Source organism: Psychrobacter sp., assembly GCF_049295055.1.
GTDB lineage: Bacteria > Pseudomonadota > Gammaproteobacteria > Pseudomonadales > Moraxellaceae > Psychrobacter.
In genome coordinates, this window is sequence record NZ_JBAQQF010000028.1 from 1 (window position 1) to 15015 (window position 15015).

Annotated in this window: 12 protein-coding genes and 1 pseudogene; 6 read left to right on the forward strand and 7 right to left on the reverse strand. The window is 42.3% G+C overall.

What is annotated here, in order from left to right; translation table 11 throughout:
• From adh to WAZ74_RS03510, 4 genes and pseudogenes are all read left to right on the forward strand, one after another.
• Positions 1–903: pseudogene (gene adh / locus WAZ74_RS03495) on the forward strand (aldehyde dehydrogenase); the annotation flags it as partial.
• 114 nt (positions 904–1017) lie between these two features.
• A complete protein-coding gene (gene adhP / locus WAZ74_RS03500) occupies positions 1018–2046 on the forward strand; it encodes an alcohol dehydrogenase AdhP (protein ID WP_422305852.1) in 1029 nt (342 codons plus the stop codon).
• Between the two features lie 211 nt (positions 2047–2257).
• On the forward strand, positions 2258–2584 hold the full coding sequence (locus WAZ74_RS03505; protein ID WP_422305854.1) for a DUF779 domain-containing protein: 327 nt from the start codon (positions 2258–2260) through the stop codon (positions 2582–2584).
• 172 nt (positions 2585–2756) lie between these two features.
• The gene (locus WAZ74_RS03510) at positions 2757–4400 is read left to right on the forward strand and encodes a GMC family oxidoreductase (RefSeq protein ID WP_422305857.1); all 1644 of its coding nucleotides are present in this window, start codon (positions 2757–2759) and stop codon (positions 4398–4400) included.
• A gap of 49 nt (positions 4401–4449) precedes the next feature.
• Here WAZ74_RS03510 and WAZ74_RS03515 read toward each other — a convergent pair whose 3' ends face one another.
• The 4 genes from WAZ74_RS03515 to serS form a co-directional block, all read right to left on the reverse strand.
• Positions 4450–5472: an NERD domain-containing protein gene (locus tag WAZ74_RS03515; RefSeq protein WP_422305859.1), complete on the reverse strand. Its 1023-nt coding sequence runs from the start codon at positions 5470–5472 to the stop codon at positions 4450–4452.
• 145 nt (positions 5473–5617) lie between these two features.
• Positions 5618–6115, reverse strand: a complete 498-nt coding sequence (locus tag WAZ74_RS03520) for a hypothetical protein (protein WP_422305861.1) — start codon at positions 6113–6115, stop codon at positions 5618–5620.
• A 3-nt stretch (positions 6116–6118) separates the two neighbouring features.
• Entirely contained in the window at positions 6119–8116 is a 1998-nt protein-coding gene (gene tkt / locus WAZ74_RS03525; protein WP_422305863.1) for a transketolase, read from the reverse strand.
• A 280-nt stretch (positions 8117–8396) separates the two neighbouring features.
• Positions 8397–9686, reverse strand: a complete 1290-nt coding sequence (gene serS, locus WAZ74_RS03530) for a serine--tRNA ligase (protein ID WP_422305865.1) — start codon at positions 9684–9686, stop codon at positions 8397–8399.
• A gap of 437 nt (positions 9687–10123) precedes the next feature.
• Between serS and WAZ74_RS03535 the strand changes: the two genes are divergently transcribed.
• Positions 10124–10783, forward strand: coding sequence for a YcxB family protein (locus tag WAZ74_RS03535; RefSeq protein ID WP_422305867.1), 660 nt, complete (start codon positions 10124–10126; stop codon positions 10781–10783).
• A gap of 396 nt (positions 10784–11179) precedes the next feature.
• Complete coding sequence (locus WAZ74_RS03540; protein ID WP_422305869.1) at positions 11180–11665, forward strand: Dps family protein; 486 nt, start codon at positions 11180–11182, stop codon at positions 11663–11665.
• A 101-nt stretch (positions 11666–11766) separates the two neighbouring features.
• Here WAZ74_RS03540 and WAZ74_RS03545 read toward each other — a convergent pair whose 3' ends face one another.
• From WAZ74_RS03545 to WAZ74_RS03555, 3 genes are all read right to left on the reverse strand, one after another.
• Positions 11767–12474: a DUF2057 family protein gene (locus WAZ74_RS03545; RefSeq protein WP_422305871.1), complete on the reverse strand. Its 708-nt coding sequence runs from the start codon at positions 12472–12474 to the stop codon at positions 11767–11769.
• Between the two features lie 55 nt (positions 12475–12529).
• A complete protein-coding gene (gene hda / locus WAZ74_RS03550) occupies positions 12530–13342 on the reverse strand; it encodes a DnaA regulatory inactivator Hda (RefSeq protein ID WP_422305873.1) in 813 nt (270 codons plus the stop codon).
• Positions 13343–13624: 282 nt separating this feature from the next.
• Positions 13625–14731: an AI-2E family transporter gene (locus WAZ74_RS03555; RefSeq protein WP_422305875.1), complete on the reverse strand. Its 1107-nt coding sequence runs from the start codon at positions 14729–14731 to the stop codon at positions 13625–13627.
• Positions 14732–15015: the final 284 nt, after the last annotated feature.

Here is a 15015-nt window from a genome sequence, read left to right on the forward strand (position 1 = left end):
ATTTTACCGAAAGGCGTACTGAACGTCATTAATGGCTTTGGTGTTGAAGCTGGTAAGCCAATCGCTTCTAATCCACGTATCGATAAAGTGTCCTTTACTGGTGAGACCACTACTGGTCGCTTAATTATGCAGTATGCCAGTGAAAATATCATTCCCGTAACGCTAGAGCTGGGTGGCAAAAGCCCAAATATCTTCTTTGCCGATATCATGGATGAAGACGATGACTTCTTAGATAAAGCAGTTGAAGGCTTAGTCATGTTTGCGCTGAACCAAGGTGAGGTCTGTACTTGCCCATCACGTGCTCTTGTTCACGAAAGCATTTATGATGAATTTATGAAACGCTGTATCGCCCGCGTTAAAGCCATCAAGATGGGTAACCCGCTCGATACCGATACCATGATTGGTGCTCAGGCCAGCTCAGATCAGCTAGAAAAAATCCTCTCTTATCTTGATATCGGTAAGAAAGAAGGCGCCAAAGTCCTCGTAGGTGGTGAACTCGCCAAACATGATGGCGACATGGCAAACGGTTATTATGTGCAGCCGACCATCTTTGAAGGCACCAATGATATGCGCGTGTTCCAAGAAGAGATTTTTGGTCCTGTGCTTGCTGTCACTACTTTTAAAGACGATGAAGAAGCGATGGCGCTCGCCAACGATACCTTGTACGGTCTTGGTGCTGGTGTCTGGACGCGTAACGGCACTCGCGCTTATCGTTTCGGTCGTGGCATTAAAGCTGGTCGCGTTTGGACGAACTGCTATCACCTCTATCCTGCGCATTCAGCGTTTGGTGGTTATAAGCAGTCTGGTATTGGTCGCGAAAACCATCTAATGATGCTTGATCATTATCAACAAACCAAAAATATGCTGGTATCGTACAGTCCTAAAGCGATGGGCTTCTTTTAATCCTCTCTTTCAAAGCACTCTCTTTCAAAGCACTTTATGGCAAAACCTATAAAGTGCCCAGTTGGTACTTTCAGAGCATATTGACTTAAGTAGCAGTAATGAGGAGAAAGTAACGTGAGTAATAAAATGAAAGCGGCCGTTTTACATGAGTTCGGACAGCCATTACAGATTGAAGAAGTAGACATTCCGACTCCAGGTGCAGGTCAGATTGTGGTTAAAATGCAAGCGTCAGGTGTCTGCCATACCGATTTGCACGCGATTGAAGGCGATTGGCCAGTAAAACCTAGTCCACCATTTATCCCAGGACATGAGGGCGTGGGTCTTATAACTGCTGTTGGCGACAACGTACATCATGTCAAAGAAGGCGACCGAGTCGGTGTACCTTGGCTCTACTCTGCTTGTGGACACTGTACCCATTGCTTAGGTGGTTGGGAAACTCTATGTGAGCGTCAAGAAAACTCTGGTTACTCTGTAAATGGTAGTTTTGCAGAATATGTACTAGCAGATGCCAACTATGTTGGCATTATTCCTGAAGGCGTTGATTCTATTGAGATTGCACCAGTGCTATGTGCAGGTGTGACTGTCTATAAAGGACTTAAAATGACCGAAACCAAGCCAGGTGATTGGGTCGTCGTTTCAGGTATTGGTGGACTGGGTCACATGGCGGTTCAATATGCCATCGCGATGGGTCTCAACGTGGCTGCTGTAGATATCGATGATGACAAGCTTGCATTTGCGAAGAAACTGGGCGCAAAAGTCACTGTTAATGCGAAAAACACTGACCCTGCAGAGTATCTACAAAAAGAAATCGGCGGTGCTCATGGCGCACTGGTGACAGCGGTATCGTCAAAAGCTTTTGATCAAGCGCTTGGCATGTTACGACGGGGCGGTACTTTGGTTTGTAATGGTCTACCAACCGGTGAGTTCCCAGTATCAATTTTTAATACTGTTTTAAACGGTATTACCATTCGTGGCTCAATCGTTGGTACTCGTCTCGACTTGCAAGAGTCGCTAGATATGGCAGCGGCAGGCAAAGTAAAGGCGACCGTTGCCGCTGAACCACTTGAGAACATCAATGATATCTTTGAGCGTATGCGTAACGGTAAAATCGAAGGTCGCATCGTAATTGACTATAGCATGTAGTCTTTTCTTATGACCTTGGTTTAAGCCAACATTGTCTTAGACCACACTAAGTGCAAACCATAAGTCGTATCGTTTTCACTCACATGCTATCAATGATGTGAATGAAAATTATACGGCTTTTTCTATTCTTATTTAATGTAGTCGTAAGCTACGCTAATTATTTTAAGTGAAAAATCTTCTACAGCTATATTTTAATGATAAGGAAGTCATTATGAAAGTCACGGCGACAGAATCCTGTAAAGCGCTCATCGAACTGTTAAAATCCAAGCATGGTGAGCTGATGTTTCATCTGTCAGGCGGTTGCTGTGATGGCAGCTCGCCCATGTGTTATCCATTAGGCGAGTTTAAAGTTGGCGGGCAAGATGTGCTGGTCGGTGAGCTTAGTGGCTGTCCGTTTTATATGGGCAAACCGCAGTACAAATTGTGGCAACATACCGATTTAACCATTGATGTCGTAAACGGTCGCGGGGCGAGCTTTTCACTGGAAATACCAGAGGGAAAACGCTTTATAGTACGCTCAGATATGTGCTTGGTATAATGTAATATCGAATAACAATAAGGCATAAACCTAGCTTGAACGTACTGTTCTGCCATACCACGCTCTAATAAAGACACGCTCTAGTCATTTTTATTTTGTTATTTCAGCAAAATAATAGATACTGTAGAGCGTAAACTATTTTAATGCGCATGGATGCTACAAGGAATGTAAAATGGAATTTGAAACAAGTTTTGATTATGTCATCGTTGGCGGTGGTTCTGCAGGTTGTGTACTTGCCAGCCGTCTCACAGAAAACCCAGATATCAGTGTTTGTTTATTAGAATACGGTGGCGACGGCAAAGATTTGGCTGTTCGCGTACCTGCTGGACTGATTTTGATGGTACCAGGCAAACCGCTGAAATTAAACAACTGGTGCTTTCATACTACCCCGCAAACGCATTTGAATAATCGTCGCGGCTTTCAACCACGTGGGCAATGCTTAGGTGGTTCATCCGCCATTAATGCCATGGTTTACACGCGTGGTAGCGCGCTAGATTATGAACGCTGGGTTGAACAAGGCTGTACCGGCTGGGGGTTTGACGATGTACTGCCCTATTTTATCAAATCAGAAAATAATATCCATGGTGGCGATGATCTGCATGGTGATAGTGGCCCACTGCATGTCAGTGATCTACTCAGTCCTCGTGACGTCTCAAAAGCATTTGTAGAAGCTGCGATTGCCAATGGCTTAGATCATAACCAAGACTTTAATAGCGAAAAGCAAGATGGTGCAGGCTTGTATCAAGTCACGCATTTTCATGGAGAAAAACAAGGTCAGCGTTGCTCTGCCGCTGCCGCTTATCTACATCCAGTACAAAGCCGATCTAATCTAACCGTCATCACCCATGCACAAGCCAACCGCGTCATTTTTGAAGACAAACAAGCGACTGGTGTCGTCTATGAAAAGGATGGCGTGGAACATAGCGTTATGGCACGTCATGAAGTGATATTATCAGGCGGTGCTTTTGGCTCACCTAAAGTCCTAATGTTATCAGGTATTGGTCCTGCTGAGCACTTGCAATCTCACGGCATTGAAGTCGTGGTAGATGCCCCGGAAGTCGGTGGTAACCTACAAGACCATTTAGACGTCGTATTTGATTACGAGGTGAATACCACCGATGTCGTTGGAATTGGCATGGCGACGCTTTCAACCCTAACCAAAGCTATCCGGCAGTGGAGAAAAGATGGTACAGGCTTGCTATCTACCAACTATGCCGAAGCTGGCGCTTTCTTTAGCGTGGGTGACGATCCAAAAGAATGGCCAAATACTCAATTGCATTTTGTCATTTCTCGCGTGATTGAACACGGTCGCGATCTTAGACGTGGTTTTGCGGTCTCTTGTCACAGCTGCTATCTACGTCCTGAAAGTCGAGGCACAGTCAGACTTGATTCTGCCAATCCCTCTGACGCCGTCTTAATTGACCCAAACTACCTCTCACATCCAAAAGACGTCGAATATATGATTGCAGGCGCGGAGCGTAGCCGAGCCATTATGCAAGAATCGCCAATCGCCAAATATATTACTAAGGATTACCCTGCCCCATATATTGAAAAAGACGGTATGCTCGGTTATATTCGTAATAAGTCAGATACCATCTATCATCCGGTTGGCACTTGCCGCATGGGCTCGGACAGCAATTCAGTAGTCGATTTTGACTTAAAAGTACGAGGTGTGAGCGGATTACGGGTAATTGATGCTTCAATTATGCCAACATTGATTAGTGCCAATACTAATGCCCCAACGATTATGATTGCTGAAAAAATAGCAGACCTCATTAAGGCAAATCATATGAGTAAAGAGCCAGTACCTGCTTAAATGACATTAGAATAATAAATTGAGTTCAAAATAAAAATTTGTTTTGGGCTCAATTTGTATTGACTACTCCGCGACATTTTGGGAATTGAAGACAGCTATAAAATGCTTGACCTTGACGCGTACCTCTTTTTGCCACACGCTGAACCATTTCACCATGACAGTTCGGGCAAGCAGGTGTCTCAAGCGAGACAGCATGATTGTCAACTTGCTTAACGCCAGAGTGTTCAGTAATTTCAGGCTCAGGTTCTAAAATAGCGAACGGTGTGAGAAAAACCATATCCTCATTGGTTAGCTGAATGTTGGCAAGATTAGGAGGATTTATAAGCTGATCACGGCTAGCCGCAACAATCGGTGTATCAACGTGCTCAAGCTCCGTTTGACCAGACCAGCGCATGACTTCTCTACTTTTGGCAACCTCTCTGCTTGCAGACTTAAGAACAGGCTTCACTACTGGTTTTATATTGCGATGACTGTTAAGAGGCTTATCGGAAGGTTTATTAGGTTGGCTATGCTTATCTTTTAGATAAGCTTTATGCTGTCTATTGGTGCGCCACGACTTACTAAATCTATTATTTTCAATCTGCTCAACGATAGACTGAACCTCATCCTCGGTCAGTATCTTATCCTGCTTCTTCTTGATATAAGAGGCCATACCGCTAGTCAATACGTGTTCAGGCAACTCATCGCGAGTCTTCAGCTCACACTCGCCGATAAAAGCAATCATCGAATGGAAGTAACTCATTTCCAAATCTAATAAATCAGATAGCGTCTTAATATGTAGGTAATTTTGACGTAATGGGTTTTGAAACTTATACTTACGACCCATGATAACTTGCGTCCACTGCCGCTGTTTTTCGTTACCATATATCCAACCTTTATAGTTTTTGGTTTCAATCACAAAGATGCCATATACGGAGACAATGACATGGTCAATCTGAGTACTACCACCATTGGTTAATGGTAAGGTAATATTATTTAAGCGATGATAAACGTCTCTTTCAAGTTTTAGCCACATGGCAATATTGATGACTGTTTCGCCTAAGATGCCTTTAAAGCTGGACATGAAGGACATAGCTGACTCCTGTTTTAATCTTTTAAATATATTTAACATCCGTCTGAAAGTAATCTTTTATTATTATTTTCAAAACCACAATAAAAAAAGCCGCCAAGAGATATCTTGGCAACCTTTATAAACAGCAAAATTAAACGGTTAATGCTTATGTTTTATCTAAACTCCCCCATGATGAGAATGCGAACTCATTATCACTAGCAAATCTTAAATCAAAATTTTCATTGTATTTTCGTCCACCCAATGCATAGTATTCAATTCGAATAGGTAAATAACTACCAGACTCCCAACACCCATCTATGTCTTGACCATAAAAGTTAAATGAATTAGTAGTTTTTTTGCCATTTGCTAGAATGGGAATCATAGTGTTTTCAAAAAAAATTCTTTCTGCTTCTTGAGGTATAGCACTACCATTAACGCAATTAAGTACATCTTCTCGTTTAGCTAACAATCTAATACCTTTAGCAGGAAGGTTTCCAGTATTTTCGATTATCATGTTTAAGGCGATTGTCGAATCAACATTAGAGGATAATCTTACAGTCACAATAGGTCGATTGACCTTTCTCCACAAAAGTAAATTCATAGATACTGAGAAAGTAGCAATTACCAAAGAAAATACACTAATAACTATCGTAAAATAAGACATCTATTAAACCAAGCTACTCACTGCATCAATCACAGCTTCAGTCGTAATACCAAACTCTTTATACAGCTCTTCAGCAGGTGCTGATTCACCATAAGTCGTCATGCCAATGACTTTGCCGTCTAAACCAACGAACTTATACCAGTAGTCCACATGTGCCGCTTCTACTGCGACGCGAGCGCGGATATTGGCTGGCAATACGGCTTCGCGGTAGCTCGCATCTTGCTCTACGAAAATCTCTGCACATGGCATAGAGACTACACGTACGCCAACGCCATTGTCACTTAACGTTTCGTACGCTTGCATAGCAAGACCTACTTCTGAACCAGTAGCGATGATAATTGCTTGTAGCTCACTTTGTTCTTTAGCAAGAACATAACCACCTTTCGTGATATTAGCCACTTGCTCAGCATCACGGACTTGATGTGGCAAGCTTTGACGGCTAAATATTAGCGCAGATGGATTATTTTCTGACTTAATCGCTTCAACCCAAGCGCTTGCTGATTCCGTCGCATCACAAGGACGCCATGTACGTAGATTCGGCGTGGTACGTAAACTGGTTAATTGCTCAACCGGCTGATGCGTCGGACCATCTTCACCCAAACCAATAGAATCATGCGTATATACATGAATAACACGCTGCTTCATCAATGCGCCCATACGTACCGCATTACGCGCGTATTCCATAAACATCAGGAAGGTTGCGACATAAGGGATAAAGCCGCCATGTAGCGCGATACCGTTAGCAATCGCCGTCATACCAAATTCGCGCACACCATAATAGATATAGTTGCCAGCGTTATCGTCTTGGATACCTTTGGCGTCTTTAAATAGCGTAAGGTTTGAGCCTGCAAGATCCGCTGAGCCACCAAGCAATTCTGGTAATAATGGCTGCAAGGTATTAATTGCATTTTGGCTGGCTTTACGGCTGGCAACATCACCACCTTGGGCTTGGGTTTGCTGGATATAGTCTTGTGCTTTTTGCTCAAAGTCAGCTGGCAAATCACCTTCTAAACGACGAAGCAATTCAGTAGCAAGCTCTGGATAAGCCTTTTTATAAGCTGCAAAATCCGCATCCCAGTTCTTCTGTAATACATCACCTTTTGGCTTGCCATCCCACGCTTGATAGATTTCTTCATCTAACTCAAACGGCGCATGCTTCCATGATAGCGCATCACGAGTTAAGGCGATTTCGTCATCACCAAGCGGCGCACCATGACTAGAGGCTAAACCTTGCTTGTTCGGGCTACCTGCACCAATCGTAGTTTTACAAATAACTAAGCTCGGCTTGGTGCTCTCATTAATAGCTGCTTCTGTTGCTTGGGTAATCGCGTCGGCATCATGACCATCAACCTTGATAACATGCCAGCCATACGCTTCAAAGCGCGCTTGCGTGTCATCAGTGAACCAGCCGTCAACATCACCGTCGATTGAGATACCATTGTCATCATAGAAGAATACCAATTTGCCAAGCTCTAACGTGCCAGCAAGCGAGCAAACTTCGTGGCTGATACCTTCCATCAAGCAACCATCACCTAAAAACGCATAAGTATGATGGTCAACGATGTTATGACCGTCACGGTTAAACTGCGCAGCTAAAGTTTTTTCAGCAATCGCAAAACCAACGGCATTAGCAATACCTTGCCCTAGTGGACCAGTGGTGGTTTCTATACCCGGTGTATAACCAAGCTCAGGATGACCCGGAGTTTTTGAATGCAGTTGACGAAAGCCTTTTAGGTCATCAACGCTGACATCATAACCAGATAAATGTAGCAATGAATAGATAAGCATGGAGCCATGACCGTTCGATAAAACAAAGCGGTCGCGGTTGTGCCAGCTTGGGTCAGCAGGATTGTGCTTTAAAAACTTGCGCCACAAAACTTCGGCAATATCAGCCATACCCATTGGCGCACCGGGATGTCCAGAATTGGCTTTTTGAACCGCATCAAACGACAGTACACGGATGGCGTTGGCTAATTTACGTTCGCTAATTGGAGCAGGCATAGAGTGTCCTAATATTGGGCTAAGAGGCATGAAAGATAAGAGGAGAGTTTGCTCAAAGGATGATAACAATAAAGACGCTAAATGTGCCTTTACTTTATAGACTGCAAAATCAGAATGTAATATTAACATATTTGCCATGAGCCAAGCTAAAAATGGCGTGACAACACCGTTCGTATTTAGCAATGATTCATATCAGTTTTGTTAAACGATAAACAATTATAAATCACATATAGACACTGCGAGTTATCTTAGTAATCCGCAGTGTCTATAAGCAAAATATCTATTGAGCTGAAATAGTTTCCACACCGCCCATAAACGGACGCAATACTTCTGGAATGGTAATACTACCATCCGCATTTTGGTGGTTTTCCATGACGGCAAGTAAGGTACGCCCTACTGCCAAGCCTGAACCGTTTAATGTATGTACCAAACTGGTTTGTTTACCGTCTTTAACGCGTGTGCCCATACGGCGTGCTTGGAAGTCGCCACAGTTTGAGCAGCTTGAGATTTCACGATAGGTCTCTTGGCTTGGTAACCATACTTCGATATCGTAAGTCTTTTGTGCGCTAAAGCCCATATCTCCAGTGCATAACTGCACCACACGATATGGTAGATTTAACTGCTGCAATATATATTCAGCTTGCCCAGTCATGGCTTCTAATAACTCATCTGACTGCTCAGCGGTGGCGATATTAACCATCTCGACTTTTTCAAACTGATGCTGGCGAATTAGACCCCGAGTATCACGACCGTGCGAACCGGCTTCACTACGGAAACATGGCGTATGCGCGGTGAATTTCAGCGGCAGCTCTTTAATATCAAGACGCTCACCGCGCACCAAATTTGTCATTGGTACTTCAGCGGTCGGAATCAGATAAAAATCTGTGCCATCGTTATTGGTATGGTTGGTCAATTTAAACAAGTCATCTTCAAACTTCGGTAATTGACCCGTGCCTTTTAAGCTTTCAGCATTGACGATATAAGGGACATAGGTTTCTGTATAGCCATATTTCATGGTATGCGTGTTCAACATAAACTGAATCAGCGCTCGGTGCATCTGCGCCAACTGCCCTTTAAGCACGTTAAAACGACTTCCAGTCAGCTTTGCTGCAGCTTCAAAATCAAGCATACCTAGCGTCTCACCAATATGGGTGTGGTCTTGAATCTCAAAGTCAAACTCGCGCGGCGTGCCCCATTTACGCATCTCTACATTGTCGTCTTCTGAAGTGCCGACTGGTGTATCTTCCGCTGGGATATTTGGTATCTGTAATGCCGCTTGGGTAATATGTTCTTGTAAACTGCGCAGCTTGTCTTCAGCTGCTTTAAGCTCTCCGTTCATACTTTGCATATCAGCCATTAATTCACTGGCATCTTCACCCGACTTTTTCAAAACACCTATTCCATGTGCTCCTGCATTACGACGCGCCTGTAACTCTTCAGTTTTGACCTGCAGAGACTTACGGTCGGATTCAATACTTTGCCAGAATGCCATATCAAGCGTATAACCACGGGTGGCCAATTGCTGCTGTAAATCTGTCAAATCGCCGCGTAAGAGTTTTGGGTCAATCATAATGGGTGCCTGTAGCGCTAAAAGTGGATAAAAGGTTCAAAAAGGAAATAACAAATTGGCTATAACGCCGTATTGTTAATAAAAATATATGGTAGCCGCTATGATACCAAGACCCAGTAGATTTGACCATGTTTCGGCTGTTTTTTGGTTCTTTTTTAGCTAAATTATCACCTGTTACTAACAATTTATAATCGGTTACTTTTAGCTCAAAGATAGGCTTTAAGTTTTAAAAAGCCTCATGAGCCACCGCCTATTTTCATTAATATCCTGAATATGGCGTCTATTGGTGAGCAGACAGCCATATATGTTTCATTTAAGAGCAGTTTTCGGTAAGATAAGCGCATATCTTTATTCTATTTCCAGCCAAGTATTGTATCGCTGTTTACATTTGGCGCTTTTAATCCAACGCTTTTAATATAAGTTTTTGAGAAACCTTTATGGCCCTGTACCCCTATACGCTACAACCTGTCGCCTTAAATATAACCGAGGACGAATTTCATCAAGCACAGTATGAGCTATTTGCCAGTGCCAGCCCTTCATTTGGTCTTTCGAGCATTAAGACTAAAGAATGGGTAATTATGGCGGTTGTCGTAGCACTAGCCATTGCTGGCTTAGTGTTTTTGACCGGCTATTCGACGATTATCTTTTGGCTTATGCTAGCGTCTGTTGTTATTTATCTACTGGTTCGTACCCTTGGTTTTAAATGGTATGTTAAAAGAGAGTTCGAAAAACAAGTCGCTGATCAAGAAATGCCCGATGAGATGCGTCAGATGAAACTGGGTGTGCAAAAGCACGGTCTAGTGATGGCAATGCCAGTCAATCAGCCAGATATGTTTAAGAGCAATCAGATGCGCGGCATGCAAATGCGTGCAGGTAACATGCAACAAGCGGTGATTCCTTGGAGCGCTGTTAAAAGTTGGGATGAGACCGATGACTATATCTTTATGATGTTTGAGATGAAAGGTCAGCAAGGTAGCCAAATCATACCTAAGCGCTTACAAAGTCAAAAGTTCCCTATCGATACCGTACGTCAGCATTTACAAGAAGTGGTTGCCGTCAAAGGTTTGAATCCTGAAAACCTCCAACCACCAGCATAAACCTTATAACTTAATAACTTAACAACTTAACAACTTAACAACTTAACAACTTAACAACTTAGACATTAGTGGTTTTAATAAATCAATCGTAGAGTTATATTTATCGAACTTAACTTATCGATGTTAATTTGCTATTATAGTAAACATAAACAGACAGACTATTAAGTACGGAAAATACAAAGCTATTAAGTCTGAGTAGAGTGTATAGAAATTAAGCCTGTTTTAAATCTTATTTATTTATAAATTTATGATGTCTCAAGGTTACTTCGTACCAATGTACACAGCAATGAATAATATGGCTTGCTACACTCATAAGGCAGTATATTTAGTCTTCTGGGCTTAATTTTTCAATTACTTGGTTTATTAAATTAACACTCAAATTATAAGGATAATATTATGAGTAATACCAATAATGCTACCAATCAAATCGGTCTAGAAAAAGCAGATATGAGCGAGATCATCGCTAAGTTAAACAGCTTGTTATCAAGCTACCATACGTTCTATATCAACGTCCGTGGCTATCATTGGAACGTAAAGGGTGAGCATTTTTTCACCTTACATCCAAAGTTTGAAGAGCTATATACCGCATTACAGATACAAATTGATGAAATTGCAGAACGCATTTTAACCTTAGGTGGCACGCCACTACATGCTTATAGCGATTTTGCTCAGCATACGAGTATTAGCGAAGATCAGAACGTTAAAGACGGCACAACCTGTGTCAAAGGCGTGGTAAAAGGCTTGCAAGTACTTATCGAAGAACAGCGCCAAGTATCTGCCCTAGCAGCAGAAAGCGACGACCAAGGTTCAGCTGACCTTGTTGATGCTTATGTACAAGAGCAAGAAAAACTTATTTGGATGTATAATGCCTTTTTGGGCTAAGAACTTTATTGAAAATTAATAAGAATAATCACATTTCAAGTAAGAAAAAAGCACCTATTTATTAGGTGCTTTTTTTATTAGATTTTTATAAACAAGATTCTTTACTTCTGCATCCATTGACGCATTTTTTCACGCTCAGCAGGCGTGGCTTCTAGCCAAATTTGCATAAACTGATCTAGCGTATTGGTCGATGAACTAACGCTAGTAGTTTGCTTAGTCGTAGATACTACACCACTATTAGCATTATCTTGAGTAGTGACAGTCGGTTGATCTAGTGCGGCAATCGCACGCTGGTTTTGTAGCTCAGCATCACCGCTACCACCAAATACGCCGCCTAGCGCTTTACCTAATCCTGAAAATAAGCTGCCGTTATTGCCACCAACACTTTGTTGACTGGCAACAACCGTATTGTTCTGTTGTATCGCCAACGTTGGACGTTCAGCATATTTCTTGGCAGCGGCATAGTCTTCTGGTTGGTTTGGCATGGTTAAGCGATAGGTTTGATTGTCTAGCATTTCGGCTGCAACACTGACATTACCCGAACGCAGATAATCGTGCTCATCGCGACGCAAGTCATATAGACGATCATACTTAGCTGTAATCACATGCTTGCCAGGCTGCAATGTGAATGATTTGGTTAAAGGCTGAAAGACGCTCTGTGTGAGCTCTTGGCCGTTAATCGCAGTCACTTTAATATGATCATCAACCAGTAAAGTTACTTCTGCCTGTGACAACATCGAGACAGAGCCCGCACCAATTAGCAAGGCGCTGATAGACAGTTTTTTTAGCAAAGACGCATTCGATTTCATAAGTTTTCCAGTAATAGTAAAAGCGTTTCAGATAGAAAGATTTTTGTTCTTCATGCTAGAAATCAAGTGGCATTGTATGCTGGGTATGCTGATCTTGATCGGCGGCATCATTATCTACTTGCGTCTCCTGCGCGATATCGGCAAGCTCCGCGGCAAGCGTTTGCTCATCAATAGTCCGTAGTGCATCACTGATGACGGCTTTGGATATATTACTACGGCTAAGATTAGAGAACATTGGCTGAATATAGTTTAGCACCTCCATCATTGCCCCAATACGATGCGGTCCTTCAGTAAGCAGATAATGAGTAATACGCTCATCAAACTGCCAACCACGCCGACGTAAGATAGACTGTAATAATGCTTGACGATCGGCTAGGTCATGACCCGTAGGTACTTTAAAAGCAGGCGCTTGAGCCAGACGTGTGAGCAAATCTCTCAACTGAAAAGGCAATTCAGTTGCAGGTTTATTGGAGGCAAATAATAACTGGCGCTGTCCTTCACGACTACGATTGATCAAATGAAATAAAGCTTCTTGCCATTGGCTACTTTGTTCAAGCACTTCTAAATCATCGATAGCAATCAGCGAGAAGTTCTCTAAAGAGGATAATACATTGACATCGGTATGAATCAATTCATTTAATGACAAACAAATCGCTGACTTGTCCATCTCGATAAATGACTCACAAATAGCGGATAATAAGTGCGACTTACCAGTAGCAGGACTGCCAAATAGGTACAGCTGACCAATCAGGCCGACATGTAGCTGCCGCACTGCATCAATAATAGACATCCAACCCGGACCGCCAAAGTCGCTAAGACTTGCATCATGCTTAATGTCCAGATTGAGACTTAGCTGTGCTTCTGCCATGAATCATCAACTCGGTTTGCGTAGCACAATCAATAAAAAGGCTAAACGACTAATATTTCTTAAACTGGCTTTCGTAAAATCTACTTTAACCAAAGCCAACCTAGTAACGGCTAATACCGTTCATACTGCGCCTATATATAACATATTTGCAAAATGACTGACAAGTCTTTTACCCATTAAGCCCAATCAATCGTCATTTATCCAACATGTAATCGACTCTGACAGGTTATACACCCTATCTGCTTTCGACCGACTTTAAATCAAACTTAGATATAACATCACTTATTTTCTGTCAAATAAAGCCAACTGCTTACGGCCTTTATAAAAATCAGTCGATTGATAATAAGCATATAAATGACGGAATAATACGTTGAGAACCGCAGACACAGGCAGCGCAATCAGCATACCAACGAAGCCTAGTAAGCTTGCGCCCGCCAATACCGCAAAGATAACCCATAATGGTGATAGACCAATTTTGTCACCTAATAGCAGAGGCTGTAAGACATATCCCTCTGCGGCTTGCCCAATCAAAAACGCACCAACGACTAACGATAAATACTTCCAGTCTAAGCCAAATTGGAACAGACAAGCGATAATTGCCGCAATAAAGCCGATACCAAAGCCTAAATACGGCACAAAGCTGGCAACACCGGCAACCATGCCAATAATCAGTCCAAGCTCAAGCCCTATAAGCTGCAGCTGCACGGCATAAATAGCGCCTAGTAACACCATCACCAGTAACTGACCTTTAATAAAAGCCATCAGTGCACGATCACACTCTTGCGCAATCTGAATGGCTTTGTTGCTATAGTTAGCGGGGATTGCCATCTTCCACGTATTTAAGCGCTGATCCCAATTAAACAAGAAATAAAAGGTCAAAATCGGTACCAATACTATTAGTCCAGCACTATTGATAAAGTTCATGCTTGAGGCGAGTATTTGACTCATCATACTGCTAGCATCTTCAAACTTATAATTGGTTTGCATGTATTCAACCAATGTCTCAGAGAAACCTTTGGCTTCTAACTCTGGCAGTCGAATACGACCATGGCTTGCGAACCATTCACGTACCACTTCATTATACCAAGTTAAAACCTTGGGCAAGTATTCCCATGCCGCTTGCAACTGATGCCACAATGTCGGTACCAACCACCAAAGCAGCAACACCATCCCTAGAGTAATCGTAGAATAAACAATAATAATGGCCATCCAGCGTTTAATATATTTTGATAAACGCTTTACCAGCGGATTAAATAAATAAGCCAGCACAAAAGCAAAGACAAACGGTACGATAACCGGCGTCATTAAATGTAATAAAACCACAGTCACAACAATAGCAACGACAATAAATAAGCGTCGAAAAAAGGGGTCTATTGGTTGGTTTATCATGAAAGGTAATCCTAAGATTGGGCTGATTTAATATAATGGCTTGATGAAGATTGATTATGTGTCTTATTAAGCAATAACATGCTAATAGCAAACAGTTATTGAGCATAAATTTAGCGTTCTATTATTGCAGAATACAGTAAAAAAGCCGTCATTTTTTGTTTCTTAATTTTTATGTTAGCTTTTATGCCAGCCTTATTATCAGTCTTTATTAAATATTAGCCAGATTCGGTGAAATTTCGGTCAAATAAAAGCAAGTTGCTTTGCGAGTAAGGGTGATTTTTGGG

Coding starts and splice junctions, on each gene's coding strand:
- WAZ74_RS03515 (WP_422305859.1), bottom strand. CDS start 5,472: ATGTCCTTCATGTCCAGCTTTAAAGGCATCTTAGGCGAAACAGTCATC.
- WAZ74_RS03510 (WP_422305857.1), top strand. CDS start 2,757: ATGGAATTTGAAACAAGTTTTGATTATGTCATCGTTGGCGGTGGTTCT.
- WAZ74_RS03520 (WP_422305861.1), bottom strand. CDS start 6,115: ATGTCTTATTTTACGATAGTTATTAGTGTATTTTCTTTGGTAATTGCT.
- WAZ74_RS03545 (WP_422305871.1), bottom strand. CDS start 12,474: ATGAAATCGAATGCGTCTTTGCTAAAAAAACTGTCTATCAGCGCCTTG.
- tkt (WP_422305863.1), bottom strand. CDS start 8,116: ATGCCTGCTCCAATTAGCGAACGTAAATTAGCCAACGCCATCCGTGTA.
- hda (WP_422305873.1), bottom strand. CDS start 13,342: ATGGCAGAAGCACAGCTAAGTCTCAATCTGGACATTAAGCATGATGCA.
- serS (WP_422305865.1), bottom strand. CDS start 9,686: ATGATTGACCCAAAACTCTTACGCGGCGATTTGACAGATTTACAGCAG.
- WAZ74_RS03505 (WP_422305854.1), top strand. CDS start 2,258: ATGAAAGTCACGGCGACAGAATCCTGTAAAGCGCTCATCGAACTGTTA.
- WAZ74_RS03555 (WP_422305875.1), bottom strand. CDS start 14,731: ATGATAAACCAACCAATAGACCCCTTTTTTCGACGCTTATTTATTGTC.
- WAZ74_RS03535 (WP_422305867.1), top strand. CDS start 10,124: ATGGCCCTGTACCCCTATACGCTACAACCTGTCGCCTTAAATATAACC.
- WAZ74_RS03540 (WP_422305869.1), top strand. CDS start 11,180: ATGAGTAATACCAATAATGCTACCAATCAAATCGGTCTAGAAAAAGCA.